This window comes from Variovorax sp. NFACC27, from assembly GCF_048301545.1.
GTDB classification, from domain to species: domain Bacteria; phylum Pseudomonadota; class Gammaproteobacteria; order Burkholderiales; family Burkholderiaceae_C; genus Variovorax; species Variovorax gossypii.
Genome location: NZ_CP157613.1, coordinates 5,298,710 through 5,323,756, shown reverse-complemented (window position 1 = coordinate 5,323,756; position 25,047 = coordinate 5,298,710). Strand labels below are relative to the sequence as shown.

General features: G+C 67.6%; 24 protein-coding genes. 15 read left to right on the top strand and 9 right to left on the bottom strand.

Annotation, left to right across the window (positions count from 1 at the left end):
• Positions 1-41 precede the first annotated feature (41 nt).
• The 3 genes from ABL840_RS24900 to ABL840_RS24890 all read left to right on the top strand — a co-directional run bounded on the left by ABL840_RS24900 (position 42) and on the right by ABL840_RS24890 (position 2,633).
• Positions 42-845 carry a CoA transferase subunit A gene (locus tag ABL840_RS24900; RefSeq protein WP_093200926.1) on the top strand — a complete coding sequence of 268 codons (804 nt, stop codon included), beginning with the start codon at positions 42-44 and terminating at the stop codon, positions 843-845.
• Between the two features lies 1 nt (position 846).
• Complete coding sequence (locus tag ABL840_RS24895) at positions 847-1,485, top strand: 3-oxoacid CoA-transferase subunit B (RefSeq protein ID WP_093306597.1); 639 nt, start codon at positions 847-849, stop codon at positions 1,483-1,485.
• A 74-nt stretch (positions 1,486-1,559) separates the two neighbouring features.
• On the top strand, positions 1,560-2,633 hold the full coding sequence (locus ABL840_RS24890) for a DUF4241 domain-containing protein (RefSeq protein WP_093306595.1): 1,074 nt from the start codon (positions 1,560-1,562) through the stop codon (positions 2,631-2,633).
• A gap of 4 nt (positions 2,634-2,637) precedes the next feature.
• Here the strand turns inward: ABL840_RS24890 and ABL840_RS24885 are convergent, their stop codons facing one another.
• The gene (locus ABL840_RS24885) at positions 2,638-3,807 is read right to left on the bottom strand and encodes a pyridoxal phosphate-dependent aminotransferase (protein ID WP_093306593.1); all 1,170 of its coding nucleotides are present in this window, start codon (positions 3,805-3,807) and stop codon (positions 2,638-2,640) included.
• Positions 3,808-3,840: 33 nt separating this feature from the next.
• Positions 3,841-4,800: a LysR family transcriptional regulator gene (locus ABL840_RS24880; protein ID WP_093306591.1), complete on the bottom strand. Its 960-nt coding sequence runs from the start codon at positions 4,798-4,800 to the stop codon at positions 3,841-3,843.
• A 153-nt stretch (positions 4,801-4,953) separates the two neighbouring features.
• Here ABL840_RS24880 and ABL840_RS24875 point away from each other — a divergent pair, with 153 nt between their 5' ends.
• Genes ABL840_RS24875 through mmsB form a run of 4 tightly spaced genes read left to right on the top strand, consistent with a single transcriptional unit; the run spans position 4,954 to position 9,728 of the window.
• Positions 4,954-6,477, top strand: coding sequence for a CoA-acylating methylmalonate-semialdehyde dehydrogenase (locus ABL840_RS24875; RefSeq protein ID WP_093306589.1), 1,524 nt, complete (start codon positions 4,954-4,956; stop codon positions 6,475-6,477).
• Between the two features lie 12 nt (positions 6,478-6,489).
• A complete protein-coding gene (locus tag ABL840_RS24870) occupies positions 6,490-7,644 on the top strand; it encodes an acyl-CoA dehydrogenase family protein (RefSeq protein ID WP_093306588.1) in 1,155 nt (384 codons plus the stop codon).
• A 28-nt stretch (positions 7,645-7,672) separates the two neighbouring features.
• A complete protein-coding gene (locus ABL840_RS24865) occupies positions 7,673-8,788 on the top strand; it encodes an enoyl-CoA hydratase/isomerase family protein (RefSeq protein ID WP_093306586.1) in 1,116 nt (371 codons plus the stop codon).
• A 40-nt stretch (positions 8,789-8,828) separates the two neighbouring features.
• Entirely contained in the window at positions 8,829-9,728 is a 900-nt protein-coding gene (gene mmsB / locus ABL840_RS24860; RefSeq protein ID WP_093306584.1) for a 3-hydroxyisobutyrate dehydrogenase, read from the top strand.
• Positions 9,729-9,758: 30 nt separating this feature from the next.
• On the opposite strand, the gene ABL840_RS24855 is transcribed toward mmsB, so the two are convergent.
• Together ABL840_RS24855 and ABL840_RS24850 are read right to left on the bottom strand one after the other, a co-directional pair.
• Positions 9,759-9,920, bottom strand: coding sequence for a hypothetical protein (locus tag ABL840_RS24855; protein ID WP_176947600.1), 162 nt, complete (start codon positions 9,918-9,920; stop codon positions 9,759-9,761).
• On the bottom strand, positions 9,892-11,202 hold the full coding sequence (locus tag ABL840_RS24850) for an MFS transporter (protein ID WP_093306583.1): 1,311 nt from the start codon (positions 11,200-11,202) through the stop codon (positions 9,892-9,894). The genes ABL840_RS24855 and ABL840_RS24850 overlap by 29 nt, the downstream gene beginning before the upstream one ends.
• Before the next feature lie 129 nt (positions 11,203-11,331).
• On the opposite strand from ABL840_RS24850, the gene gcvA reads away from it, so the two are divergent.
• Positions 11,332-12,321: a transcriptional regulator GcvA gene (gcvA, locus tag ABL840_RS24845; protein WP_093306581.1), complete on the top strand. Its 990-nt coding sequence runs from the start codon at positions 11,332-11,334 to the stop codon at positions 12,319-12,321.
• Here the strand turns inward: gcvA and ABL840_RS24840 are convergent.
• Together ABL840_RS24840 and ABL840_RS24835 are read right to left on the bottom strand one after the other, a co-directional pair.
• Complete coding sequence (locus ABL840_RS24840) at positions 12,222-12,662, bottom strand: hypothetical protein (protein WP_093306580.1); 441 nt, start codon at positions 12,660-12,662, stop codon at positions 12,222-12,224. The two genes, gcvA and ABL840_RS24840, sit on opposite strands and share 100 nt — an antisense overlap.
• A gap of 57 nt (positions 12,663-12,719) precedes the next feature.
• Positions 12,720-13,646, bottom strand: a complete 927-nt coding sequence (locus ABL840_RS24835) for a LysR family transcriptional regulator (protein ID WP_093306578.1) — start codon at positions 13,644-13,646, stop codon at positions 12,720-12,722.
• Positions 13,647-13,747: 101 nt separating this feature from the next.
• Here ABL840_RS24835 and metE point away from each other — a divergent pair, with 101 nt between their 5' ends.
• The 5 genes from metE (at position 13,748) to ABL840_RS24810 (ending at position 19,740) form a co-directional block, all read left to right on the top strand.
• Positions 13,748-16,093 carry a 5-methyltetrahydropteroyltriglutamate--homocysteine S-methyltransferase gene (gene metE / locus ABL840_RS24830; RefSeq protein ID WP_093306577.1) on the top strand — a complete coding sequence of 782 codons (2,346 nt, stop codon included), beginning with the start codon at positions 13,748-13,750 and terminating at the stop codon, positions 16,091-16,093.
• A 51-nt stretch (positions 16,094-16,144) separates the two neighbouring features.
• On the top strand, positions 16,145-16,999 hold the full coding sequence (locus ABL840_RS24825; protein ID WP_093200893.1) for a hypothetical protein: 855 nt from the start codon (positions 16,145-16,147) through the stop codon (positions 16,997-16,999).
• A gap of 141 nt (positions 17,000-17,140) precedes the next feature.
• Complete coding sequence (locus ABL840_RS24820; RefSeq protein WP_093306575.1) at positions 17,141-18,124, top strand: tripartite tricarboxylate transporter substrate binding protein; 984 nt, start codon at positions 17,141-17,143, stop codon at positions 18,122-18,124.
• A gap of 41 nt (positions 18,125-18,165) precedes the next feature.
• Positions 18,166-19,134, top strand: a complete 969-nt coding sequence (locus ABL840_RS24815) for a Bug family tripartite tricarboxylate transporter substrate binding protein (RefSeq protein ID WP_093200888.1) — start codon at positions 18,166-18,168, stop codon at positions 19,132-19,134.
• Between the two features lie 252 nt (positions 19,135-19,386).
• Positions 19,387-19,740: an alpha/beta hydrolase gene (locus tag ABL840_RS24810; RefSeq protein ID WP_093200885.1), complete on the top strand. Its 354-nt coding sequence runs from the start codon at positions 19,387-19,389 to the stop codon at positions 19,738-19,740.
• 86 nt (positions 19,741-19,826) lie between these two features.
• Here ABL840_RS24810 and ABL840_RS24805 read toward each other — a convergent pair whose 3' ends face one another.
• Entirely contained in the window at positions 19,827-20,411 is a 585-nt protein-coding gene (locus tag ABL840_RS24805; protein ID WP_093306572.1) for a DNA-3-methyladenine glycosylase I, read from the bottom strand.
• 64 nt (positions 20,412-20,475) lie between these two features.
• On the opposite strand from ABL840_RS24805, the gene ABL840_RS24800 reads away from it, so the two are divergent.
• Both ABL840_RS24800 and ABL840_RS24795 read left to right on the top strand, forming a co-directional pair.
• Positions 20,476-22,215 carry a dipeptidase gene (locus ABL840_RS24800; RefSeq protein ID WP_418116002.1) on the top strand — a complete coding sequence of 580 codons (1,740 nt, stop codon included), beginning with the start codon at positions 20,476-20,478 and terminating at the stop codon, positions 22,213-22,215.
• A gap of 139 nt (positions 22,216-22,354) precedes the next feature.
• Positions 22,355-24,094 carry a dipeptidase gene (locus ABL840_RS24795; protein ID WP_093306570.1) on the top strand — a complete coding sequence of 580 codons (1,740 nt, stop codon included), beginning with the start codon at positions 22,355-22,357 and terminating at the stop codon, positions 24,092-24,094.
• Here ABL840_RS24795 and ABL840_RS24790 read toward each other — a convergent pair.
• Positions 24,048-24,626, bottom strand: a complete 579-nt coding sequence (locus ABL840_RS24790) for a MerR family DNA-binding protein (protein ID WP_093306568.1) — start codon at positions 24,624-24,626, stop codon at positions 24,048-24,050. The two genes, ABL840_RS24795 and ABL840_RS24790, sit on opposite strands and share 47 nt — an antisense overlap.
• A gap of 102 nt (positions 24,627-24,728) precedes the next feature.
• On the bottom strand, positions 24,729-25,046 hold the full coding sequence (locus ABL840_RS24785; RefSeq protein ID WP_093306565.1) for a chaperone modulator CbpM: 318 nt from the start codon (positions 25,044-25,046) through the stop codon (positions 24,729-24,731).
• Position 25,047: the final 1 nt, after the last annotated feature.

The following is a 25,047-nucleotide window of genomic DNA, read 5'->3' as shown; positions in this document are numbered from 1 at the left end:
CTTTTCTCCACCCACTCTCATTCATCCATCAAGGAGCCCGAGTGAACAAGATTTTCCCCACCGCGGATGCGGCACTCAAGGGGGTCGTCGCCGACGGGCAGATGCTCGCGGTCGGCGGCTTCGGCCTCTGCGGCATTCCGGAAGCGCTGATCGACGCGCTCAAGGACTCCGGCGTGCAGAACCTCACCGTCATCTCCAACAACGCGGGCGTCGACGGCTTCGGCCTCGGCAAGCTGCTGGAGACGCGCCAGATCAAGAAGATGATCGCGTCATACGTCGGCGAGAACAAGGAGTTCGAGCGCCAGTACCTCGCGGGCGAGCTGGCCCTCGAATTCACGCCGCAGGGCACGCTGGCCGAGAAGCTGCGCGCCGGCGGCGCGGGCATTCCGGCCTTCTTCACCAAGACCGGCGTGGGCACGCAGGTTGCCGAGGGCAAGGAACTGCGCGAGTTCGACGGCGAAACCTACGTGATGGAACGCTCGCTGGTGCCCGACGTGGCGCTGGTGAAGGCCGACGTGGCCGACAAGTCGGGCAACCTGCGCTTCCGCCTCACGGCGCGCAACTTCAACCCGGCCGCTGCCATGGCCGGCAAGATCTGCATCGTCGAGGTCGAGAAGATCGTCGAGGTGGGCGAGCTGGCTCCCGACGACATCCACCTGCCGGGCATCTACGTGCACCGCATCGTGCTCAACGCCAACCCCGAGAAGCGCATCGAGAAGCGCACCGTGAGCGCCTCGGTCGACGCCGCCGCCGCGAAGGTCGAGGCCCAGACCGCCATCGCCGTCGCCGCTGCTGCCGGCAGCGAAGTGCCCGCCAAGGTCGTCAACAAGAAAGAAGGAGCCTGAGATGCCCTGGACCCAAGACCAGATGGCGGCCCGCGCCGCCCAAGAACTCGAAGACGGCTTCTACGTCAACCTCGGCATCGGCATTCCCACGCTGGTGGCCAACCACACCGGCGACAAGGAAGTGTGGCTGCAGAGCGAGAACGGCATGCTCGGCATCGGCCCGTTCCCGACCGAAGACCAGGTCGACGCCGACCTGATCAACGCCGGCAAGCAGACCGTCACCACGCTGCCCGGCTCGGCCATCTTCGGCAGCCATGACAGCTTCGCGATGATCCGCGGCGGCAAGATCAACCTGTCGATCCTGGGCGCCATGCAGGTCAGCACCAAGGGCGACCTCGCCAACTGGATGATCCCCGGCAAGATGGTCAAGGGCATGGGTGGCGCGATGGACCTCGTGGCCGGCGTGAAACGCGTGATCGTGCTGATGGAGCACGTGGCCAAGAAGAAGGACGGCACCGAGGACCTGAAGATCCTCGAGAAGTGCACCCTGCCGCTGACCGGCGTGGGCGTGATCGACCGCATCATCACCGACCTGGCCGTGATGGACGTGGTACCCGAAGGCCTGAAGGTCGTCGAGCTGGCTCCGGGCGTCACCTTCGACGCGCTGCAGGCCAAGACGGGCGCGAAGCTGATCCAGTAAGGGCAGCAGCAACCGGCAGTACGCAAGGGCCGCTTTCGCGGCCCTTTGTCATGAGGGGGTGAGACACTGCGCGCATGGCCTACCTCGACCTCGACAACCTTCGCTCCATTTTTCTCGACGAAGAGGCGCTGCGCGTGCGACGCCTGCAGCGGCAGCCCTGTGGGTCGCTCCATGTCACCAGCGGCCGCATCGTGGCCTGCGATCCGCTGGTGCAGCCCGAGCGCGAGCCTTTCGTTCGCAGCGTGAGCGGTCGCGGCGCCTTCGCCGCGGAGGTGCTGGAACATGAAGGCCGTCATGCCCTGGCGGTGCTCTGGCTGCGCGAGCGCGGCGGACTGCAGCCTGCAAACCTGCGGTGGGAGCCCGCGCTGCTCGACGGGCAGTCGCAGGACGACCTGGGCGACGACGAGTTCTACGGTTACCCGGTCGATGCCGGCGTCGGCTGCTTCATGGATGCCGACTGCGCGGCGGCCATCGCCGAGCGCGAGGCGCGCGAGTCATCGGCCAACCCCGACTACGTCAGCTACTACGACGACGTGCTCGACGAGGAGCTGGGCTCCAAGGACATGGCGAATCACTATCCCCTGGGCGAGGGCAGCGCGAACAACGTGCTGATCTTCAGCTCGGGCTGGGGTGACGGCAGCTATCCGAGCTTCTGGGCGCTCGACGCCGCCGGCGAGCCGGTGGCGCTGGTGACCGACTTCATGACGATGCACGGCGGCGATGCGCGCAGCGAGGACGACAAGCGCGACGACGCCTACGCGGCGAGCTTGTCGCCCGAAAGGCTCGCGGCGCTCGAGGCCCTGGGAGCCGCGGCGATCAAGGGAGATGCGGCCGCGATCAGGTCCCTGCTCGACGGTGGACTCGCGGGGCCGAACGACATCATTCCGTCGCTCGGCGAAACCGCGCTCCTCAGCGCAATCCGCATGAACCAGCTCGAAGCCTTGCGTGTGCTGCTGGGCACCGCACCATGTCCCGCCATGCCCGAGCAACTGCGCATCGAAGGCGAGGCGGAAAGCTACCTGGCCTTTGCACGATGGCTCAGGAAGCCGCGGGTGCCAGGGCTGGTCGAACTGCTCGAACAGTCCGAGGCCGTGGCTTCCGCCGAACCGGCGGCCGGCAAGAGCTTCCTGAAACGCCTCTTCTCATGAGCCGCTAGGCGCCCAGCGCGGCCCGCACCTTGTCTCCCAGCCCGCGCAGCCGTTCCACCGGCTCGTTGGAGAACACGAAGCGCAGGTACTGCGCCCCATGCGTCTCGCCCCAGCCCTTCATCGCGGTGGCGCAGACACGGTGCTTCAGCAGGCGTTCCGACAGCGTCTGTCCGTCGATGCCGAAGTCGCTCGTGCGCAGCAGCAGCGACCAGCCGCCGCCCGGCACGCCGACCGGCAGGCCCCTGAGTTCGTCGAGGAGCGTGTCGCGCCGCCGTTCCAGCTCGGCCACGTAGGGTGCGAGCGCGCGGGGCGATTGCTCCAGCGCCGTAGCCACAGCATCCTGCGCGATGCCGACGGGCACCACCACGTTGGCCAGCGAGACGGCCACGAGGTCGGGCATGTAGCTTTCCGGTGCCACCGTCCAGCCCACGCGCCAGCCGATCATGCGCAGTTCCTTGGCCGATGAGCCCACGGTGATGGTGCGCTCGGCCATGGCGGGCAGGCCCGCGGGGTGGATGAGCTTGCGGCCATCGAAGAGCAGGCGTTCCATGGCGCTGTCGAGGATCAGCGTGAGATCGTGCTGGACGCACAGCGCCGCGATGGCGCGCCAGTCGTCCTCGTCGAAGCAGCCGCCGGTGGGCATCGACGGCGACATCAGCAGCATCGTGCGCACGCGCGGGCCGACAGCGGCCTGCAGTGCGGCGCGGTCGAGCTTCCATTCGCCGCCGGGCGTGAAGCCGAAGGGCACGTACTTCGGCGTGCCGCCCGCTAGCCGGATGCGGTTGAGCAGGCCGGCGTAGGTCGGGTCGGTCACCAGCACCTCGTCGCCCACCTCGACCGTGGCGAGCAGCGCGTTGAGGATGCCCGAGAGCCCACCCGCCGAGATCACGCAGTTGCGCGCGCCGCTGTACTCCACGCCCGACAGCGCCGACACATGGCGCGCCGCCACGTCGCGCAGGCGCGACTGGCCGACGAAGGGCAGGTAGCTGTTGTCCGGGTCGAACGAGGCGGCGTGCACGGTGCGTGCGATGGCTTCTGCGTCGGGCGGAATGTCGACGTCGAGGTTCTCGAGCCGTAGGAAGGGCGGCCCGTCCGCGTCGTCGGCGATGGCGCCCATGCGGTCGACGCCGATGCCGGCGATGTGTTCCAGGCGGGCGGGGCGATGGCGTGGCATGGGCGTGTCTCCGTGTCGGGCTTCCGTGGCTTGTCAGGGGGATGGCTTGCGCGGGCGGGTGAGTCGTTGCAAGGTGCCGCTCGCGTCATTCTCTTCGCCGGGTGGCGTCAGCAGCAACAGCGGCTGCCGCTCCTGCACCGTCTCGCGCAGGAAGTTCCACACCGCCTGCATGCGCGCGAGGTGCTTGGTTTCCGCCGGCATCGACATCCAGAAGGTCCGCGTGAAATTCGCCTGCCCCGGCAGCACGGGGCGCAGCGCGGCGTCGTGTTCCGCGATGAAGGCCGGCAGCACCGCGATGCCCGCGCCCGCCGCCACGGCGCTGTGCTGCGCGAGCACGCTGGTGCTGCGCAGCGCGAAGGCGTCGGGGCGGTGCAGCTCGTCGAGGTACTGAAGCTCCTTGCTGAAGAGCAGGTCGTCCACGTAGCTGATGAAGGTGTGGCCGCGCAGGTCTTCGCGCGTGCGGATGGGCTTGTGCGCCGACAGGTACTGCTTCGACGCATAGAGCCGCAGCGTGTAGTCGGTGAGCTTGGCGACCACCACCGGGCCGCGCGCCGGGCGTTCGAGCGAGATCACGATGTCGGCCTCGCGCCGCGACAGGTGCACCAGCCGGGGCATCGCGAGCAGGTCGATGGTGAGCTTCGGGTGCCGCACAGCGAACAGCGCCAACTGCGGCGCCAGCACCACCGTGCCGAAGCCTTCGGTGGCGCCGATGCGCACCAGCCCCGAGAGCCCCTCCTGCGAGGCGGGCGCGGTGCTTTCCACGGCCTGGAACGCACTCTCCATTGCTTCGACCTGCGGCTGCAGCCGCCGGCCCGCCTCGGTGAGCCGGTGGCCGCCTGCCTCGCGCGAGAAAAGCGGGGCACCGACTTCCTTCTCCAACGCCTGGATGCGGCGGGCCACGGTGGTGTGGTCCACCTCGAGCCGGCGCGCCGCGCTCATCAGCGTGCCCGAGCGGGCGAGCTCCAGAAAGTACCGCAGGTTGTCCCAGTCCATGTGCCTTCGTTTCCCCGATTCCGGGCTCTGCATTTTTGCAAAGCCGCCGCGCATATTTGTCTATTGTCATGGCAAATCTGCAAAGCTAGGATGCATGACCGAACCGGCAATGCCGGGCGCCCGATTTCACAGGATTCACAGGAGACAAACCCCATGGACGCCACCACCACGCCCTCGACCCAGGTCGCCACCGTCAAGCTGCTGATCGGCGGCAAGCTGGTCGAATCGAAGACCACCGAATGGCGCGACGTCGTCAACCCGGCCACGCAGGAAGTGCTGGCGCGCGTGCCCTTCGCCACGCAGACCGAACTCGACGCCGCGGTCGCTTCCGCGAAAGAAGCCTTCAAGACCTGGCGCAAGACGCCCATCGGCGCCCGCGCTCGCATCTTCCTGAAGCTGCAGCAGCTCATCCGCGAGAACATGGGCGAGCTCGCCGCCATCCTCACGGCCGAGCAGGGCAAGACGCTACCGGACGCCGAAGGAGACGTGTTCCGCGGCCTCGAAGTGGTCGAGCATGCCTCGAACATCGGCAACCTGCAGCTTGGCGAGCTGGCCAACAACGTGGCCACCGGCGTCGACACCTACACGCTGCTGCAGCCGCTGGGCGTGTGCGCCGGCATCACGCCGTTCAACTTCCCGGCCATGATCCCGCTGTGGATGTTCCCGATGGCCATCGTCACCGGCAACACCTTCGTGCTGAAGCCCTCCGAGCAGGATCCGATGGTCACCATGCGCCTGTGCGAGCTGGCGCTCGAAGCCGGCGTTCCGCCCGGCGTGCTGAACGTGGTGCACGGCGGCGAAGCGGTCGTCAACGGCATCTGCGATCACAAGGACATCAAGGCGATCAGCTTCGTCGGCTCCACCAAGGTCGGCACGCACGTCTACAACCGCGCCACGCTGGCCGGCAAGCGCGTGCAATGCATGATGGGCGCGAAGAACCACGCCATCGTGATGCCCGACGCCAACAAGGAGCAGACGCTCAACGCGCTGGCCGGCGCGAGCTTCGGCGCCGCGGGCCAGCGCTGCATGGCGGTGTCGGTGGCCGTGCTGGTGGGCGAGGCGCGCAACTGGGTGCCCGAGCTCATCGAGAAGGCGAAGACGCTGAAGGTCGGCGCCGGCACGGAGAAGGGCGTGGACGTGGGCCCGCTGGTCTCGTGCGCAGCCTACGACCGCGTGAGCAGCCTGATCGAGCGCGGCGAGGCCGACGGCGCCAAGCTCGTGCTCGACGGCCGCAAGCCTACCGTGCCCGGCTACGAGAAGGGCAACTTCGTCGGCCCGACGATCTTCACCGGCGTGAAGCCCGGCATGACGATCTACGACCAGGAAATCTTCGGCCCCGTGCTTTGCGTTGCCGATGCCGAGAACATCGACGAGGCCATCGAGCTGATCAACAGCAACCCGAACGGCAACGGCACGGCGATCTTCACGCAGTCGGGCGCGGCGGCGCGCCGCTTCCAGGAAGACATCGACGTGGGCCAGGTGGGCATCAACGTCCCGATTCCTGTGCCGGTTCCGATGTTCTCGTTCACCGGCTCGCGCGCTTCGAAGCTCGGCGACCTGGGCCCGTACGGCAAGCAGGTCGTGCTGTTCTACACGCAGACCAAGACGGTGACGGCGCGCTGGTTCGACGACAGCACCGTCTCGCATGGCGTGAACACGACCATCAGCCTGAAGTAAGAAGTCCGGCGGATGGACTTCGAACTTTCCGAAGAGCAGCGCGCCTTCGCCGAGAGCGCGCGGGCCTTTGCACAGGCCGAGTTCGCGCCGCACGCGGCGCAATGGGACGCGGAGGCCGTTTTTCCGAAGGAGGCGATCGCCAAGGCCGGCGAGCTGGGCTTCTGCGGCCTGTACGCGCCCGAGCGCATCGGCGGCCTCGGCCTGCCGCGCCTCGACGCCGCGCTGGTGTTCGAGGAGATGGCCGCGGTCGACCCGTCGACCACGGCCTTCATCACGATCCACAACATGGCGACGTGGATGCTCGGCACATGGGCGACCGATGCGGTTGCGCAGCAGTGGGGCGAAGAGCTGACGAGCGGGCGCAAGCTCGCGTCGTATTGCCTGACCGAGCCCGGTGCGGGTTCGGATGCAGGCTCGCTCAAGACGCGTGCAGAACTGCAGGGCGCCGAGTACGTCATCAACGGCGGCAAGGCCTTCATCTCGGGCGCGGGCTCGACCGACGTGCTGGTGCTGATGGCGCGCACGGGCGGTGCGGGCGCGAGCGGCATCTCGGCCTTCGCGGTGCCGGCCGACGCGCCGGGCATCAGCTACGGCAAGAAGGAACACAAGATGGGCTGGAACAGCCAGCCCACGCGCACCATCAACTTCGACAACGTGCGCATTCCCGCGCAGAACCTGCTGGGCAAGGAGGGCGAGGGCTTCCGCATCGCCATGAAGGGGCTGGACGGCGGGCGCATCAACATCGCCACCTGCTCGGTGGGCGCGGCGCAGGGTGCGCTCGACGCGGCGCGCCGCTACCTGCACGAGCGCCAGCAGTTCGGCAAGCCGCTCGCGAGCTTCCAGGCGCTGCAATTCAAGCTGGCCGACATGGCGACAGAACTGGTCGCGGCGCGGCAGATGGTGCGGCTCGCGGCTTCCAAGCTCGACGCCGGCCATGCCGACGCCAGCACCTATTGCGCGATGGCCAAGCGCTTCGCGACCGATGCGGGCTTCAACGTCTGCAACGATGCGCTGCAGCTGCACGGCGGCTACGGCTATCTGGGCGAGTTCCCGCTGGAGCGCCTTGTGCGCGATACGCGCGTGCACCAGATCCTCGAAGGCACGAACGAGATCATGCGCGTGATCGTTGCGCGAAAATTGCTGGAAGGGGACAGCGACATCCGCTGAAGCCCCGCATCCGGAACCCCTCAAGACAATGACAGACAACGTAGTTCTCTTCGACGAAATCAAGACCGCCGGCGGCCAGCGCTTCGCAGTGGCCACGCTCAACGCACCGGCTTCGCTCAATGCGCTGTCGGTGGACATGGTGCGCCTGCTCACGCCCAAGCTGCGCGAATGGGCCAATGACGCTGGCATCGTCGGCGTGCTGCTGCAGGCCGCGGGCGAGAAGGCCTTCTGCGCCGGCGGCGACCTGCGCCAGCTCTACCAGACGCTGCTCGACTGCGGCCCCGCGCGCAACACCTACGCGGAGGACTTCTTCCGCGAGGAGTACGAGCTCGACTACCTGATCCACACCTTCCCGAAGCCCTTCCTGTGCTGGGGCCACGGCATCGTGATGGGTGGCGGCGTGGGCCTGCTGGCCGGCGCCTCGCATCGCGTGATGACGCTGCAGAGCCGCATCGCCATGCCCGAAATCAACATCGGCCTGTACCCCGACGTGGGCGGCAGCTGGTTCCTGCGCCGCACGCCTGGCCGCACGGGGCTGTTCCTGGCGCTCACCGCCGCGAACATCAACGCGGCCGACACCATCTTCTGCGGGCTGGCCGATGTGCTGGTGCCGCAGGAGCGCAAGGGCGAGGTGCTCGAAGCCATCGCCGCGACGCAGTGGGCGGGCGAGCAGAAGGCCGACCGTGCCACGCTGTCGCGCATCCTCGCCAAGGCGGGCGAAGGCACCGAAATGCCCGCCTCGAAGGTGCGCGAGCACTACGACACCATCAACGCCCTGATGGCCGGCGACGATCTGCTCGACATCGCGAAGCGCCTGAGCGAGCTGCAGAGCGACGACGCATGGCTGCAGACCGCCGCCAGGACCTTCGCCAAGGGCGCGCCGAGCTCGGCCGCGCTGAGCTTCGAGCTGTGGCAGCGCGTGTTGCGCATGTCGCTGGCCGAGGTGTTCCGCCTCGAGTACTGGGCCTCGCTGGGCTTCTGCGCGCACAAGGACTTCGCCGAGGGCATCCGCGCGGTGCTGGTCGACAAGGACCGCAACCCGCGCTGGAACCCGGCCACGCTCGAGGAGATCACGCCAGCCTTCATCGAAGACCACCTGCGTCCGCGCGGCGAGATGCCGGCGGAGCTGGCGTCGCTGGCCTGACCCTCACTACTTCCTGCACAGAACAACGGAGACAAGACACATGAAGATCGCATTCATCGGCCTGGGCAACATGGGCGGCCCGATGGCCATGAACCTGCTCAAGGCAGGCCATACGCTCAGCGCCTTCGACCTCTCGGCCGAGGCCTGCAAGAAGTTCGGCGCCGATGGCTTGCCCATTGCGAAGTCGGCGGCGGAAGCGGCGGCCGATGCCGAGGTCGTCATCAGCATGCTGCCGGCCAGCGCGCACGTCGAGGGCCTGTTCCTGGGTGGTGCCGGCAAGCCCGGCCTGCTCGACAGCATCCGTGCCGGCACGCTGGTGATCGACAGCAGCACCATCGCGGCGGCCACGTCGCGCAAGGTGGCCGAGGCCGCCGCGGCCAAGGGCATCGCGATGATCGATGCGCCCGTTTCGGGCGGCACCGGCGGTGCCATCGCAGGCACGCTGACCTTCATGGTCGGCGGCGAGACGCAGGACCTCGAGCGCGCCCGTCCGGTGCTGGAGAAGATGGGGGCCAACATCTTTCATGCCGGCGCGGCCGGCGCGGGGCAGACCGCGAAGATCTGCAACAACATGCTGCTCGGCATCCTGATGATCGGCACCTCCGAGGCGCTGGCGCTGGGCGTGGCCAACGGGCTCGATCCGAAGGTGCTGTCGGAGATCATGCGCCGCAGCTCGGGCGGCAACTGGGCGCTCGAGAAGTACAACCCGATGCCGGGCGTGATGGAAACCTCGCCCGCCTCGAAGAACTATGCCGGCGGCTTCGGCACCGACCTGATGCTCAAGGACCTGGGGCTGGCCCAGGAAAACGCCACCGCCGTGCGCGCGGCCACGCCGCTGGGCGGGCTGGCACGCAGCCTGTATGCGGCCCACAGCCTCGCGGGCCATGGCGCGCTCGATTTCTCGAGCGTGCTGAAGCTGGTGCAGAAGAAGGCGCCCTGAACCAGGCGTCGAGCCGGGCGTCGGTGGTGATCAGCCGTAGCGTGACTGCACGGCCCACAGCAGGCCGATCACCACCACGAACAACACGGCGAAAAGAACCCAGGCGCGCATGATCGCCTGGTTCTCCGTGATCTCGACAGGGGCCGCCGACACGGGTGGCGGGCTAGAAGCGGCGGGCTGTGCTTGGGTCATGCGGCACTGTACTCCGCGCCGGGCCCGCCGTGGCAGGCTTTGCAGGGGCGGAAGCATCCGCCCGCGACATCGTCCACATGATGGCTGCCGCCACCAGGTTGGCGCCCACGCTGAACAGGATCGGCAGCAGGTAGCTGCGGCTGAGGTCGAAGGCGTAGCCCGCCGCGGCCGGGCCGACCAGCGTGCCGAAGGCCACGCTGGTGTAGAGCACGCCGATGATCGCGCTGATGTTTCGCCCGCCGAAGTAGTCCATCACCAGCGCCGGCAACAGCGCGACGAAGCCGCCGTAGAACGCGCCGTAGAAGAAGGCGAACACCGCCAGTCCCCAGAAGCCGCTGGACGCGGCCCACACGAGCAGCGACAGCGCCATGCCGGTCGACATCAGCAGCATGGTCTGCGCGCGGCCCATGCGGTCGGCCAGCCCGCCAAGGAAGAAGCGCCCGGCCGTGCTGCCCACGCCGATGGCGCCCAGCAGCAGCACCGCCGAGCCGCCGGGCACGCCATGGTCCAGCGCATAGGGCACGAGATGCACGAAGGGCACGAAGAGGCCGAACGAGCTGATGAGGCAGGCCACGTAGAGGCCGGCGAAGCGGCGCGAGCGGACGGCGTCGCGTACCGCGAAGCCCTCGGGCCTGGCCGATGCGGCCAGAGGCTGCGGCGGGTCGCCGTCGGGGCCCAGTCCGCGATCGCGCGGATCGTTCTCGATCAAGAGCGACATGCCTACGCCCACCACCACGGCCAGGATGCCGAGCGCCAGGTAGGCGTGGCGCCAGCCCAGCGTCTCGATGAAGAGCGATGCCAGCGGCGGCATCACCAGCGTGCCCACGCCGATCCCGCTCACGGCCAGCCCCGAGGCGAAGCCGCGCCGCCTGACGAACCAGCGCTGCACCGCGCCGAGCACCGGCACGTATGAGGCGCCCACTCCCAGCCCGACGCCCAGCCCGTAGGCGAGATAGATCTGCGTCAGGCTGCGCGCCTGCCCCGCGAGCCCCAGGCCCAGCCCGACCAGCACCATGCCGGCGACGGCCAGCCGCCGCGAGCCCCAGCGGTCGGCCAGCGGCCCGCTGAGCACGCCGAGGCCGAAGTAGAGAAAGCCCGCCAGCGAGAACACCAGCGAGACCGAGCCGCGCGAGGCGCCGAAGTCTTTCTGCAGCGATTCGAGAAAGGCGCTGAAGGTGTAGGCGCAGCCGAAGCCCACGAAGGTCACGGCGAAGGCACCCGCGACCACCAGCCAGCCGCGGAAGAGGCTTGCGCCCTGTGAGGGAGAGGGGGTGTTCGTCATGCGGGTGTCTGGATCAAAATATCTAAGCCTACGAGGCTCGCTCTGGCCACGCTGAAGCCGATGTTCCTGCTTCGCGGCTTCCGGCACAAACCAGAATTTCTGCTCCGTTCGAATCAGTTTGGCTAAACGATGGAACACCAGCTACCGCCACTCAACGCGCTGCGCGCCTTCGAGGCCACGGCACGCCATCTTTCGGTGAAGAACGCGGCCGACGAGCTCTGCGTGACGCCGGGCGCCGTGAGCCAGCTCGTCAAGACGCTGGAGCTGCACCTGGGCGTGCAGCTGTTTCGCCGCGTCAACCGGGGCATCTTCCTGACCGACGCGGGCCAGGCCTACCTGCCGCCGGTGCGCAACGCGTTCAGGCAGATCAGCGACGCCACGCAGAAGCTGGCCGTGCCGGCCGAGAGCGGCCTGCTCACCGTGAGCACCACGCCGTTCTTCGCTTCCGCCTGGCTGGTGCCACGCCTCAAGTCGTTCCAGGACGCGCATCCCGACATCGACCTGCAGGTGCAGGCGAGCAACACGCTGGCCGATTTCGCGCGCGATGGCGTGGACGTCGCCATCCGCCATGGCACGGGCCAGTACCCCGGGCTCGCCGGCCAGCTCGTGTTGACGGTCGAGATGGTGCCCGTTGCCTCGCCCTCGCTGGTGGCCGAACTCGGCAAGCCCGCGAAGCCGGCCGATCTGCTGCGCTGGCCGCGCGTGAACGACGCGCAGCGCAAGGGCTGGCGCCTGTGGTTCGCGGCGCAGGGCGTGGCGGATACCGGCCCCGTGCGCGGGCCGTCGTTCGACGATGCCGGCCTGCTGCTGGGCGCAATACAGGCGGGGCAGGGCGTGGGCCTGCTGCCGGCGGCGCTGGTGGCGAACGACGTGGCGGAGGGGCGGCTGGTGCGGCTCTTCAAGGCCGCGCTGCTCGATGGTTTCGCCTATTACCTCGTGTACCCGCAGGCAAGCCATGACCGCCCGAAGGTGGCGGCCTTCCGTGGCTGGATCGCCGAGGCGATGCGCGACAGCGGCGCTCAGACGGCGGCCAGGAAGGCGTCGGCGTCTCCGCCTTCGCACTTCCAGTCGGCAAAGACACCGACGAGGCTGCAGCTGGTGCAGCGGCAGCCGAGGTAGTACCAGCGCACGTCGTTGCTGTCGGTGTAGAGCGTCACTCCCGACAGCAGCTCGAAGGTCTCCTCCCCGCAGACGCATTCGTGGCCCTCGAGCTCGGCCTCGTCCGCGTATTCGGCGCTGTCGCCCATCAGGTGCACGCCGCCGCAGGCGGTGCAGGTGCGCCGTGCCGCGCCTGCTTCCTCGTCGCTTTCGAGCCTGAACGAGCGATGGCCGCAGGTGCATGCCGACGCGGCGAAGCGCGTGGCGACATAGGCGTTGGACTTGCTGTAGCGCTGCACCTCGACTTGCGTGTCTTCGGGGCCGTCGCCGTACCAGTAGCGGCCTTTCTTCCTCAGAGCCATGCGGTTCTTCCTCTGTGTTCCTCGGGTGGGTGTGCGGGCGATTCTGCCGCGCCTGCGCTACAGCAGCTCGATGCCCGGCAGGCTCTTGAAGCAGCTCTCGCGCGTGATGCGCACGAAGTCGGCGAGCCATGGCTGTGCGGACGTGCCTTGCGTGCACGCCATGTAGAGCCGCCCGGTCAGCCCCTTGCTGCCCACGCGGCGCGCCGTGACGTAGCCGCGGTCGAGGTAGTTCTGCACCGCCCACAGAGGCAGCGTCGCCACGCCGCGTCCGCTCGCCACCAGCTGCAGCATTGCCACCGTGAGCTCGGTGGTGCGGCGGTGCGCGGGCTCCACGCCCGCGGGGCCGAGCACCTGGCGCACGATGTCGAGCATTTCGTCGGGCACCGGGTAGGTGATGAGCGTCTGGTCGGCGAAGTGCCGTGCCGTGAGGTACGCCTTGGCCACCAGCGGATGGTCGTTGGCCAGCAGCGCCATGATCTCGAAGCGAAACAGCGCGTGGTAGTCCACGGTTTCGCCGGGGTCCTGCTCGGACACGATGGCCACCTCGGCGCGGTTCTGCATCACCAGTGCGATGGGGTCGGGGTGGAAGCCCGAGACGATGTCGAGTTCGATCTCCGGCCAGCGCTGGCGGAAGGCGTCCATGGCCGGCATCAGCCAGTCGAAGCAGGTGTGGCACTCGACCACGATGCGCAGCTGGCCGCTGCGTCCCAGCGCGAGCCGCGCTACGTCGCGCTCGGCTTCCTCGACCAGCGGCAAGGCGGCGTCGGCCAGCTGCAGCAGGCGCAGACCGGTGGTGCTGAATTGCGGCGGCACCGACTTGCGCTCGAAGAGCTGCGCGCCATAGCGGTCTTCGAGCAGCTTGATCTGGTGCGACAGCGCCGACTGCGTGAGGTTGAGGAGTTGAGCCGCGCGCACGAGGCTGCCGGTGTCGCGCAGAGCGATGAGCGTGCGCAGGTGGCGAATTTCAAGAATCGATTGCTGCATGAAAAATATTCAATCGAATGGGCAAAAGGTTTCATTTGAATCATATGCCTCAAACGCCGACCATCGCTGGTTTCCAAGATCAGCGACCGGATTACCTGCAAATGACCACCCGTACCCACACCCTCGGCTTTCCGCGCATGGGCGCCCACCGGGAACTCAAGTTCGCCCTCGAGAAGCACTGGCGCGGCGAGATCGACCGCGCCGCGCTCGAAGCGGTCGGCGAGCAGTTGCGCGCCCGCCACTGGCAGGCCCAGCGCGATGCGGGGCTCGACTTCGTGACCGTGGGTGACTTCGCCTACTACGACCACGTGGCCAACCACATCCAGCTACTCGGCTGCGAGCCGGAGCGCTTCGGCTTCCATGGCGACGAGTCCGAACTTTCGCGCTACTTCAAGATGGCGCGCGGCGTGGAGAGCGAAGTCGGCCATGTGCACGACGAGAGCTGCAACCACGGCGCCGAAGGCACCTTCGCGCTGGAGATGACCAAGTGGTTCGACACGAACTACCACTACCTCGTGCCCGAGTTCAAGGCGGCCACGCAGTTCAGGCTCGCGTCGACGCGCCTCTTCGATGAGGTGGCGCAGGCGCAGCAGGCAGGCCACCCCGTCAAGGCGGTGCTGCTGGGGCCGCTGAGCTTCCTGTACCTGGGCAAGGAAAAGGAAGCCGGCTTCGACCGCTTCTCGCTGCTCGATTCGCTCCTGCCCGTGTACGAGCAGGTGCTCACGCGGCTGAAGCAGCAGGGCGTGGAATGGGTTCAGATCGACGAACCCATCCTCGGCCTCGACCTGCCCGAGGCATGGCGCAATGCCTTCGAGCGTGCCTACTGGCAACTGGCCCGCAGCGCCCCGAAGCTGCTGCTGGCCACGTATTTTTCCGCGCTGTCGGACAACCTGCGCCTGGCCTGCCAGCTGCCGGTGGCCGGCCTGCACGTCGATGCGGTGCGCTCGCCGCAGGAGCTGACCGGCGTGGCCGACTGGCTGCCGGCGCACAAGGTGCTGTCGGTCGGCGTGGTCGATGGTCGCAACATCTGGCGCACAGATGTCGATGCCGCACTGGCCAAGGTCAAGCCCGTGGCGGAGAAGCACAAGGGCGAGCTGTGGATCGCGCCGTCGTGCTCGCTGCTGCACGTGCCTTTCAGCCTCGCGGCGGAGACGAAGCTCGATGCCGAGCTGAAGTCGTGGCTCGCCTTCGCCGTCGAGAAGCTCGACGAACTGCGCGTGCTGCGAGCGGCCGTCGATGGCGAAGAAAGCTCGGTTGCTGCCGAACTGGCAGCCGCCCGCGCCGCGGTGGCGGCACGCCGCGCCAGCCCGCGCGTGCATCGCCCCGACGTGGCGTTGCGCCTTGCGCGCAGCGTGGCCGGCGACGACAGCCGGATCTCGTCCTTCGGGCTGCGCCAGCTGGTGCAGCGCACGCGCTTCGCGCTGCCCGCGCTGCCGACCACCACCATCGGCTCGTTCCCGCAGACCGCCGACATCCGCGCCGCGCGTGCCGCCTTCAAGCGCGGCGAACTCGACTCGGCCGGCTACAACGAGAAGATGCGCGCCGAGATCGCGCTCGCCGTGCGCAAGCAGGAAGAACTGGGCATCGACGTGCTGGTGCATGGCGAGGCCGAGCGCAACGACATGGTCGAGTACTTCGGCGAGCAGCTCGACGGCTTCGCCTTCACCGCCAACGGCTGGGTGCAGTCGTACGGCTCGCGCTGCGTCAAGCCGCCGGTGATCTTCGGCGACGTGGCGCGCCCCGCGCCGATGACGGTCGAGTGGACAGCCTACGCGCAAAGCCTCACGAAGCTGCCGATGAAGGGCATGCTGACCGGCCCCGTCACCATCCTGCAGTGGTCCTTCGTGCGCGACGACCAGCCGCGCGCCACCACCTGCGAGCAGATCGCATGGGCGATTCGCGACGAAGTGGTCGACCTCGAAGGCGCGGGCATCGGCATCATCCAGATCGATGAGCCGGCCATTCGCGAAGGGCTGCCGCTGCGTCGCGCCGGATGGCCCGCGTACCTGAAGTCGGCCACGCGCGCCTTCCGCATCAGCGCTTCGGGCGTGCGCGACGAGACGCAGATCCACACCCACATGTGCTATTCGGAGTTCAACGATATCCTGCCGGAGATCGCTGCGATGGACGCCGACGTGATCACCATCGAGACCAGCCGCTCCGACATGGAACTGCTGCGGGGTTTTGGCGGAGAGAACGATGCGGGCGGCTTCCGCTACCCGAACGAGATCGGGCCTGGCGTGTACGACATCCACTCGCCGCGCGTGCCTTCGGTCGAAGAGATCGTGCGGCTCATGCGCAAGGCCGCCGACGTGGTGCCGCCCGCCAACCTGTGGATCAACCCCGACTGCGGCCTGAAGACCCGCGGCTGGCCCGAGACCGAGGCGGCGCTGTCGAACATGGTGGCGGCGGCGAAGCTGCTGCGCAAGGAATTGGCCCCGGCCTGACGAGGGAGGCGGCGGTGAAGAGGGGAATGCAGCCGTGCCAATAATGGCGCCATGCTTTCCCCGAACCGTCTTTCCCCGTTCCGTTTCCTTCTGTTGCTTTCGGCCTTCCTGGCTCCTTTGTCGGGCTGGGCGCAGAGCCGTGCGGAAGCGCTGCTGCAGTTCGAAGGCGTGCAGCCGCGCTACCAGGCGTCCTACGGGCCCGGTGCCGTCTCGCGCGGTGCGAGGGAGCTGCTGGAGCCCGACGATCAGGCCATTGCCGACAAGGCGCTGAAGGCGCTGGACACGGCCGCGACACGCGCATTCAACACGGCCGCCTCGGTCGCATCCATCCAGCAGGAAGTTGCATCGGCCGGTAACGGCGCAGCCGCACCCAGCCCGCAACTGCTCGCTGCCGTGGCCCGTTTCGTGAAGCTGCGCACCGACTATGCGGCGATGAGCGAAGCCGGCAAGGCGGAGTTCTTCAATCGCGAGCGCGCGAAGCCCGTCGATCCCGCGCGCGCCGAACTGCTCGAACGCATGGCCGTGGCCGACGTGCGCGAGATCGACTTCTCGAGCCAGCTGCTGATGAGCGCCGTGGTCAAGCAGCTGGCGCGCGGCAACGGCGGCCAGTTCAGCTCGCTGCCGGACCGCACGCTCGACATGGCCCTCGACACGCTGTGGTCGCGCGGCGTGACCTCGACCCGCCCGCGCAACCTGATGCTCGTGGCGCGCGAATTCGAGCGACAGGTGACGCAGGCGTTGCTCGCCGCGCTGCCCGATGCCGACGTGGCCGCCTTGCTCGCATGGCGCAACGATCCGCAGGCCGCGGCCGAGCGCGAGGCGCTGGTGGGTACGTACCGCGCCGAGGTCAAGGGCAGTGGCGGCGTGGCGCTGCGCACGCTGATACGCGCCTGGCCGCGCTCCTGAGCGTCGAGGTCGCCGGCAGCCGGCGTCGCTGCTAGGACAAATCCCGAGGCCCAAAACAGGCCCGAGGGCGTGCAATGCCCAAAGCCCTTCACGGGCTTGTACGGCGCGCGGCTGCGCCCTCAACTTCGGGACAACAACTCCATGAACATCGACCGTCGAAGCTTTGCCGCGCTGGCTCCCGCGTTCGCGTTGGGCGGACTCGTTCCGCGCATCGCACGCGCGCAGGCCGGCGCGTTTCCATCCAAGGCCATTCGAATCGTCTGCCCGTTCGCGCCGGGCGGCGGCTCGGACTTCATCGCGAGGCTGACCGCGGCGCGGCTGGCAGAGCGCATCGGGCAGCCCGTGCTGGTCGACAACAGGCCCGGCGCTGGCGGCACGCTCGGCACCGACATCGGCGTGAAGGCCGCACCCGACGGCTACACGCTGCTGCTGGTGGCGGGCAGCTACACGGTGAACCCGGCGCTCTACAAGCTCGGCTTCGATCCGGTGGCTGACATCACGCCGGTGATCCAGCTGTCGCGCGGCGCGTATGTGCTGTGCGTGAACCCGCGCGTCGAGGCCCGCAGCCTGCAGGAGCTGCTGGCTTTCGCGCGCAAGGACCCGGGCAAGCTCACCTTCGCATCGAGCGGCGCAGGCGGGCACCTGCACGTGGTGACCGAGTACATGTTCGAGATGGCGAAGGCCAAGGCCACGCACGTGCCCTACAAGGGCACCGGGCCCGCGGTGAGCGACCTGCTGGCCGGCAACGTCGACATGCTCTTCGCGGGCACCGAGGCGCTGATGCAGCACGTGAAGGCCGGCAAGCTGCGCGCGCTGGCGGTGAGCACTGCGAATCGGCTGCGGGCGTATCCCGACATTCCGTCTGTTGCCGAGAGCGGCCTGCCCGAATACGACGTGGTCGCCTGGCACGGCCTGGTGGCGCCGAAGGGGCTGCCGCCGGCCGTGCTTGCGAAGCTCGGCACCGAGCTCAATGCCATGCTGCGCGCGAAGGACGTCGAGGAGCGCCTCGAGCCCACGGGCGTCGGCGCGGCAGGCGGCACGCCGGAAGAGTTCGGTGCGCTGATCCGCGCCGAGATCGTGCGCTATGGCAAGGTGATACGCGAGGCCGGCATCAAGGCCGAATGACGACTCCCCAATCCAACACACAACACACAGGAGAACTCCCCATGCTTTCCACCCGCATTGCTTCGCTCGCCGTCGGACTTGCCGTGTCCGTCCTCGCGCAGGGCGCCGCCGCTCAGGCCTGGCCCACCAAGCCGATCAGGCTCGTCGTTCCCTTTTCCGCCGGCGGTGCCAACGACCTGATGGCGCGTGCGGCGGCCGAAGGGGCGTCGAAACAATTGGGACAACCGGTCGTCGTCGACAACAAGCCCGGCGCGGGCGCGATCCTCGGTGCAGACGTGGTCGCCAAGAGCGCGCCCGACGGCTACACCTTTCTCGTGAGCGCGGCCGGCGTGGTGTCGAACAGCATGATCAAGAAGAGCATGCCGTACAAGGACGATGCGTTGGTGCCCGTGGCCATGATCGGGCTGGCGCCCTCGGTGGTGGTGGTGCCGGCCGATGCGCCGTACAAGGATCTGAAGGAATTCGTCGCCGCGTCGAAGAAGTCGGGCAGCGGCTTCCACTGGGCCACTGCGGGCACGGGCAGCACGCCGCACTTTGTCGAGGGCATCCTGCAGACGAAGTACGGCAGCAAGCTCGACGTGGTGCCCTACAAGAGCGGCTCGGAGTCGATCACGGCCGTGCTCGGCAATCAGGTCGAGGCGACCTCGGAGGCCAGCATCGTGGTGCTGCCCTACGTGAAGAGCGGCAAGCTCAAGGCGCTGGCGGGAACGTGGACGCAGCGCATCTCGGCCTATCCGGAGCTGCCGACGGCGGCGGAGGAGGGCTTCCCCGAGATCCGCATCGCCCACTGGGCCGGCGTGCACGCGCCGCGCGGCACTCCCGACGCGATCATGGACAAGATGGCCGCGGCCGTCGACGCGGCGATGAAGTCGCCCGAGATCTCGAAGCGCCTGAAGGACATGGGCATCGAGCCCGTCGGCGGCACGCGCGCGAGCTTCTCGAAGTTCGTCGACGAGGAGCGCGCGCGGCTCGGGAGCGTGGTCAAGGCCACCGGCATGAAGGAAGACTGAGGCAGGGCGCCTAGCACTTTTTTCCGAAAGACAGCGGCTGGCCTGCAAGTTGCTACTTGACGAGCTAGAGGAAAAGTATGCAAACTTCGCGCGTTTTCGACGACTGAAAGGGCACTTGGATTAGCGTTGTCTAAAAGTTCCCGGTCATTGTTTCAATTTCGTGAACACTGCGATTCATTCTTCATAGGGTTTGCCCTAGTGATCGTGGTGCACACTAGCGGCACCAAAAAGCCCAATGAAGAAGGAATTGAAATGAAGACCTCGAACATCCTCGCTGCCGCCGCTCTGTCCCTGCTCGCCGCCGCTGGCGCCCACGCAGAAACCTACGAAGGCGTTCAGCCCCTGACTTCCGGCTACAGCCGCGCCGACGTGGCGCCCCAGGCCGTGGCAGCCGCCCGTGTCGGCAACGCCTATGGCGACAACGAAGGCGCTGCATCGACCGCAACGCCCGCCCTGGCCGCTTCGGTCGATCGCGCCACCGTCCGCAGCCAGGCAGTTGCCGCTGCGCACGCACCGGGCCAGAACCTGCGTCCCGAAACCTTCGCCGGCAGCGTGATCCCCGCGCAAGCCAAGGGCCTGACCTTCACGCGTCAAGCCGGCCTGTAATTCGAAGGCGGCGCAAGCCGCTTTTCATCGAATCACAAGTCACACATCAGGAAAAACCGGACCTGCGAAAGCAGCGTCCGGTTTTTTCATTGGGGCTTCGGTTTGTGTTTCGCCCCGTGGCGATGGCAATCGTGCGCATGGTCGTCGACGATGCCTGTGGCCTGCATCCACGCGTAGACGATCACCGGCCCGACGAACTTGAAGCCGCGCTTCTTGAGCGCTGCGGAAATGTCCTCCGACAGCGGCGTCTTCACCGGCACGCTGCCCGTGCGGTTCACGATGGGCTTGCCGCCCGCCATGCCCCAGATGAATTCCGAGAAGTCTTCACCCTTGGCCTGCATTGCGAGGTAGGCGCGCGCGTTGCCGATGGTGGCCTCGATCTTCGAGCGCGAGCGCACGATGCCGGCGTCCTGCATCAGCCGCTCGACGTCGGCCTCGGTGAATTTGACGATCTTCTCGGGCACGAAGCCCTTGAAGGCCTTGCGGAAGGCGTCGCGCTTGCGCAGGATGGTGAGCCACGAGAGCCCGGCCTGGAAGCCGTCGAGCATGAGCTTTTCCCACAGCGCGCGGCTGTCCCGCTCGGGCACGCCCCATTCGGCGTCGTGGTAGGCAGCCAGAAGCGGGTCGGTTTGGGCCCAGGCGCAGCGGATCTTGTCGGTGCTGTTGCTCATTGTTCGTTCGATTCTTCGCTCGGCTATCGTCGCGGGATGTTTTCAGAATGAGGTGGAGACCCTGATGCAGCAATCTCGATTTTCATTGTCGGCGCTTTCGCTGGCCCTTGCGCTGACCCTCGGCTCGCAGGCGCATGCCGAAACGATCAGGAAGCCCCAGCTCGATCAGCTCGCCGCCGCATGGCCGGCCGGCAAGCCGCCCGCCGACTTCGATGCCTTCCTCGCGCAGGCGGCCAAGAGCCAGCCCGCACTGCAGGGCAGCGTGAACGCGTACCGCGGCAAGAAGACGCCGTTGGCGGGTGACGACCTCGTCAACATCGCTCGCCTGCTCGGCCTCTACAACCGGCTGAAGAACCAGCAGGCCGTGATCGCGAGCATCGGCACCATGGTGGCGATCCCGACGGTGCGCAACGTGCAGGTGCCGCCCCACGAAAGTGCGCCGATCATCGAGTTCGGCCAGCTGGTCGAGAAGATGGCGCGCGACTTCGGGCTTGCCTACCGCAATGTCGACAACCGCATCTTCGAAGTGAGCCTGAAGGGCAGGGGCGCGGAGGAGTTCGGCATCCTCACGCATGCCGACGTGGTGCCCGCCGTGCTGTCCGAGTGGGTGCTCGACGATGGCACGCGGCTCGACCCCTTCAGGATGACGCGCGTCGGCGACTTCCTCTACGGCCGCGGCACCATCGACGACAAGGGCTCCATCGCGGCAGTGCTCTACGCGATGAAGGCCGTGAAGGAAAGCGGCCTGCCCATCGACCGCAGCATCCGCCTGATGATCGAGACCACCGAGGAAACCGGCGGCGACGCGATGCAGTACTACCGCACGAAGACGCAGCTGCCGGCCTACAACATCGTGCTCGACAGCAAGTACCCTGCAGTGGTGGCCGAGAAGGGCTCGGGCGCGCTGAAGGTGCTGTTCCCCGCGGAAGCGGTCGACGCGGTATCGACCGCGATCACGGCGATGACAGGCGCCGCATCGGCCAATGCGATCTCGCAGACGGCCACCGCCACGCTCAAGGGGGGCGATCTCGCGGCAGCGCTCGCGAAGCTCGAGGCCTCGAAGCCGGTCTTCCTGAAGAAGTACGAGGGCCAGGGCGGCAAGTTCGCCATCGACATCGCACGCGGGACTGACAGCATCGAGCTGAAGGTGACGGGCGTATCCGCCCATGGCTCGCGGCCCGAGGAAGGCGTGAATCCGCTGCCGCGCCTCGCGCTGTTCCTGCTGGAGTCGGGCGTGCCGCTGGCCTCCAATCACTACCTGCAGGCCGTGAAGTACATCGATGCGCTCTACGGCACCGGCTACCTCGGCGAGAAGATGGGCCTCGGCTACGCCGACGACTTCATGGGCCCTCTGACCTTCTCGCCCAACCTCGTGCGCATGGGCAGCGACGGCAGGCTCGAGGTGACGGTCAACGTGCGCATGCCTCGCGGGCGCACGCCCGAGGAGCTCAAGGCGCAGGTCACGCAGAAGATCGATGCCTGGGCGGGCGCGAACAGCGTGAAGCTCGAAGTCGCCTACGAGCAAGGCAACTGGATGGCGCGCGACCCGAAGGGCGTGTGGCTGTCCACGCTGCTGAACATCTACGGCGACACCACCGGTCTCGAGGCCAGGCCCGTGCCCACGGCCGGCAGCACCACCGCGAAGCTGATGCCCAACGCCATCAACTTCGGCCCCGCGATGCCCGGCAAGAAGTACACCGCGCACAACGCCAAGGAGTACAAGGAAGTGACCGACCTCGATGCCGACATGCAGATGTTCACCGAGATGCTGGTGCGCATCGGCAATCTGCAGCAGATGCAATAGGGAGTGCGGCATTCGCGAACTTAAAGACGCGCTTTCCCTCTCGTGCGCAACGTTTCTTCGTAGTGCATCAGAGCCTCTTGCGAGGCGCGGCTCGGGTATCTTTGAAGGCTTCCATTTTCGTGAACAGGGAGTCACTTTCATGCCCCAATTTCGCTTCTCGTTGCCGGCCCTCACCATGGGCCTGATGGCAGTTGGCCTCACCGCACCGGCCTTCGCAGAGACGATCAAGAAACCCGAGCTCGACCGCCTCGCTGCAAGCTGGCAAGGCGGCAAGACCGCATCGAGCTTCAACGCCTTCCTGGCGCAGGCCGAGAAAGCCAACCCGGCGTTGAAGCCGGCGGTTGCCGCCTATCGCAAGAGGGCGCCGCTGGCGGGCGACGACCTCACCAACATCGCACGCCTGCTCGGGCTCTACAACCGCCTGCACAACCAGAAGGCGGTGATCGCGAGCCTGGGCGCCATGGTGGCGATCCCGACGGCGCGCAATGTGCAGATTCCGCCGCACGAGAACCCGACGATCATCGAGTTCGGCAAGCTGGTCGAGAAGACCGCGCGCAACTTCGGGCTGGAGTACCGCAACGTCGACAACCGCATCTTCGAGGTGAGCCTGAAGGGCAAGGGCAGCGAGGAGTTCGGCATCCTCACGCACTCCGACGTGGTGCCGGCGGTGCTGTCTGAATGGGTGCTCGACGACGGCACCCGGCTCGACCCGTTCACGATGGTCCAGGTGGGAGACCGCCTCTACGGCCGGGGCACCATCGACGACAAGGGCTCCATCGCCGCCGTGCTCTACGCGATGAAGACGGTGAAGGAAAGCGGCCTGCCTATCGAGCGCACCATGCGCCTGATGATCGAGACCACCGAGGAGACCGGCGGCGATGCCATGGAGTACTACCGCGGCAAGGTTCCGCTGCCGGCCTACAACATCGTGCTCGACAGCGGCTATCCGGCGGTCGTGGCCGAGAAGGGCGCGGGCTCGCTGAGCGTGTTCTTTCCCGCGGAGAAGACAGACGGCGGCGTCACCGCGATCACTGACATGGGCGCGGCCGCGGCGGTCAATGCCATCTCGCAGACCGCCACCGCCACGCTCAAGGGCGGCGACCTCGCGGCCGCATTCGCGAAGCTCGAGGCCGCGAAGCCGGGCTTCCTGCAGAAGTACGAACCGCAGGGCGGCAAGTTCGCCATCGCCGTCACGCGCGGCACGGACAGCATCGACATCAAGGTCACGGGCACCTCGGCCCATGGATCGGAGCCGCAGAACGGCGTGAACCCGCTGCCGCGGCTGGGCCTTTTCCTGCTGGAGTCCGGCGTGACGCTGGCCGACAACCAGTTCCTCAAGGCTGTGAAGTACGTCGATGCGCTCTACGGCACCGGCTATCTCGGCGAGAAGATCGGCCTTGGCTACAAGGACGACTTCATGGGGCCGCTGACCTTCTCACCCAACCTGATCCGCACCGGCGCCGATGGCCGGCTGGTCGTGTCGGTCAACACGCGCATGCCGCGCGGCCGCACGCCCGATGAGCTCAAGGCCCAGGTCACGGCGAAGATCAACGAGTGGGCCGGCGCGAACAAGGCCGCGGTCGAGATCAAGTACGACCAGGGCAACTGGATGGCGCGCGACCCCTCCGGCCAGTGGCTGACGACGCTGCTCAACATCTACGGCGACACCACCGGCCTCGAGGCCAAGCCGGTGTCGGCTGCCGGCGCCACCACCGCCAAGCAGATGCCCAATGCGATCAGCTTCGGCCCTGGCATGCCCGGCAAGAAGTACACGGGGCACAACGCCAAGGAATACAAGGAAGTGCCCGATCTCGACGCCGACCTGCAGATGTTCACCGAGATGCTGGTGCGCATCGGCAACCTGAAGCAGATGCAGTAGCCGTCGGCGACGGCCGGCCCGCCTCGTGCTCCGACTGCGAGGAGAACGAGGGGAACGAGGAGAAGCCCTTGAGCTCCAGCAGTTCGTCGAGGATGGGGCAGGCGGGCTGGTGATCGCCGAGGCACAGCCCGGCGAGGCGCTCCAGCACGCGCTTCATTGCCTGCAGCTCCTCGATGCGCGATTCGAGCTCCTCGGTCCGGTTCAGCGCGATGTACTTCACCTCGGCGCTGCTGCGATGCTCGTCGTGCCGCAGCGCGAGCAGCCTGACGATGTCGTTCATGCCGAAGCCCATCGCGTGGGCCCTGCGGACGAAGCGCAGCACGGCGACGTGCTCGTGCGTGTACCGGAGCCCGTAGGCGCCTTGCAGCAGGCCGTGGGCTTCGCACTGGCGCAGCAGTCTTTCCGAGACGCCCGCGCGGGCGATGACCTCTTCGATGCCCAGTCGCCGGCCTGCCTCCGGCGCGCGGCTCGTGGTCGTTGCTGCTTCGGGCGTGCCGGCGCGTCCGTGCGACGCATTGGTGCGAGGGTTCATGCGAGCTCCTGTTGAAGAGGCTCGCAGTCTTCGGCTTCGCACGGTGTCAAGGTCAAGCGGGCGATCCGCTTTCCCCTGAGGCCGCAGGGGCGATGCGGCGTGTCAGGCCAGCCCGCGCGCGTGCAGCGCCGCCTTCAGCCGCCGCACTTCGTGCTGCAGGTCGAGGATCAGCGCGGCCGCGTCGAGGTTCACGCCGAAGTCGCGCTCCAGCCTGCGCGCCTCGAGTGCGCATTGCAGGTCGGTGCTGGAGAACTGCCAGCGCTCGGGCGCCTTCTCGGCGGTTTCGATATGCAGGATGCCGACCTCGACCAGCTGCACGACCCACGCGGTATCGGCGCCGACGGCGTGCGCCAGTTCGTTCGCCGCGAGCGGCTGCGATGCGCTGATGGCGGTGGTGCTCGTGAGAGTGAAATTCACCATG

Excerpts from the sequence above, each read along its gene's own strand:
- ABL840_RS24895 (WP_093306597.1), top strand. The coding sequence starts at position 847 with ATGCCCTGGACCCAAGACCAGATGGCGGCCCGCGCCGCCCAAGAACTC.
- ABL840_RS24890 (WP_093306595.1), top strand. The coding sequence starts at position 1,560 with ATGGCCTACCTCGACCTCGACAACCTTCGCTCCATTTTTCTCGACGAA.
- ABL840_RS24885 (WP_093306593.1), bottom strand. The coding sequence starts at position 3,807 with ATGCCACGCCATCGCCCCGCCCGCCTGGAACACATCGCCGGCATCGGC.
- ABL840_RS24880 (WP_093306591.1), bottom strand. The coding sequence starts at position 4,800 with ATGGACTGGGACAACCTGCGGTACTTTCTGGAGCTCGCCCGCTCGGGC.
- ABL840_RS24875 (WP_093306589.1), top strand. The coding sequence starts at position 4,954 with ATGGACGCCACCACCACGCCCTCGACCCAGGTCGCCACCGTCAAGCTG.
- ABL840_RS24870 (WP_093306588.1), top strand. The coding sequence starts at position 6,490 with ATGGACTTCGAACTTTCCGAAGAGCAGCGCGCCTTCGCCGAGAGCGCG.
- ABL840_RS24865 (WP_093306586.1), top strand. The coding sequence starts at position 7,673 with ATGACAGACAACGTAGTTCTCTTCGACGAAATCAAGACCGCCGGCGGC.
- mmsB (WP_093306584.1), top strand. The coding sequence starts at position 8,829 with ATGAAGATCGCATTCATCGGCCTGGGCAACATGGGCGGCCCGATGGCC.
- ABL840_RS24855 (WP_176947600.1), bottom strand. The coding sequence starts at position 9,920 with ATGACCCAAGCACAGCCCGCCGCTTCTAGCCCGCCACCCGTGTCGGCG.
- ABL840_RS24850 (WP_093306583.1), bottom strand. The coding sequence starts at position 11,202 with ATGACGAACACCCCCTCTCCCTCACAGGGCGCAAGCCTCTTCCGCGGC.
- gcvA (WP_093306581.1), top strand. The coding sequence starts at position 11,332 with ATGGAACACCAGCTACCGCCACTCAACGCGCTGCGCGCCTTCGAGGCC.
- ABL840_RS24840 (WP_093306580.1), bottom strand. The coding sequence starts at position 12,662 with ATGGCTCTGAGGAAGAAAGGCCGCTACTGGTACGGCGACGGCCCCGAA.
- ABL840_RS24835 (WP_093306578.1), bottom strand. The coding sequence starts at position 13,646 with ATGCAGCAATCGATTCTTGAAATTCGCCACCTGCGCACGCTCATCGCT.
- metE (WP_093306577.1), top strand. The coding sequence starts at position 13,748 with ATGACCACCCGTACCCACACCCTCGGCTTTCCGCGCATGGGCGCCCAC.
- ABL840_RS24825 (WP_093200893.1), top strand. The coding sequence starts at position 16,145 with ATGCTTTCCCCGAACCGTCTTTCCCCGTTCCGTTTCCTTCTGTTGCTT.
- ABL840_RS24820 (WP_093306575.1), top strand. The coding sequence starts at position 17,141 with ATGAACATCGACCGTCGAAGCTTTGCCGCGCTGGCTCCCGCGTTCGCG.
- ABL840_RS24815 (WP_093200888.1), top strand. The coding sequence starts at position 18,166 with ATGCTTTCCACCCGCATTGCTTCGCTCGCCGTCGGACTTGCCGTGTCC.
- ABL840_RS24810 (WP_093200885.1), top strand. The coding sequence starts at position 19,387 with ATGAAGACCTCGAACATCCTCGCTGCCGCCGCTCTGTCCCTGCTCGCC.
- ABL840_RS24805 (WP_093306572.1), bottom strand. The coding sequence starts at position 20,411 with ATGAGCAACAGCACCGACAAGATCCGCTGCGCCTGGGCCCAAACCGAC.
- ABL840_RS24800 (WP_418116002.1), top strand. The coding sequence starts at position 20,476 with ATGCAGCAATCTCGATTTTCATTGTCGGCGCTTTCGCTGGCCCTTGCG.
- ABL840_RS24795 (WP_093306570.1), top strand. The coding sequence starts at position 22,355 with ATGCCCCAATTTCGCTTCTCGTTGCCGGCCCTCACCATGGGCCTGATG.
- ABL840_RS24790 (WP_093306568.1), bottom strand. The coding sequence starts at position 24,626 with ATGAACCCTCGCACCAATGCGTCGCACGGACGCGCCGGCACGCCCGAA.
- ABL840_RS24785 (WP_093306565.1), bottom strand. The coding sequence starts at position 25,046 with ATGGTGAATTTCACTCTCACGAGCACCACCGCCATCAGCGCATCGCAG.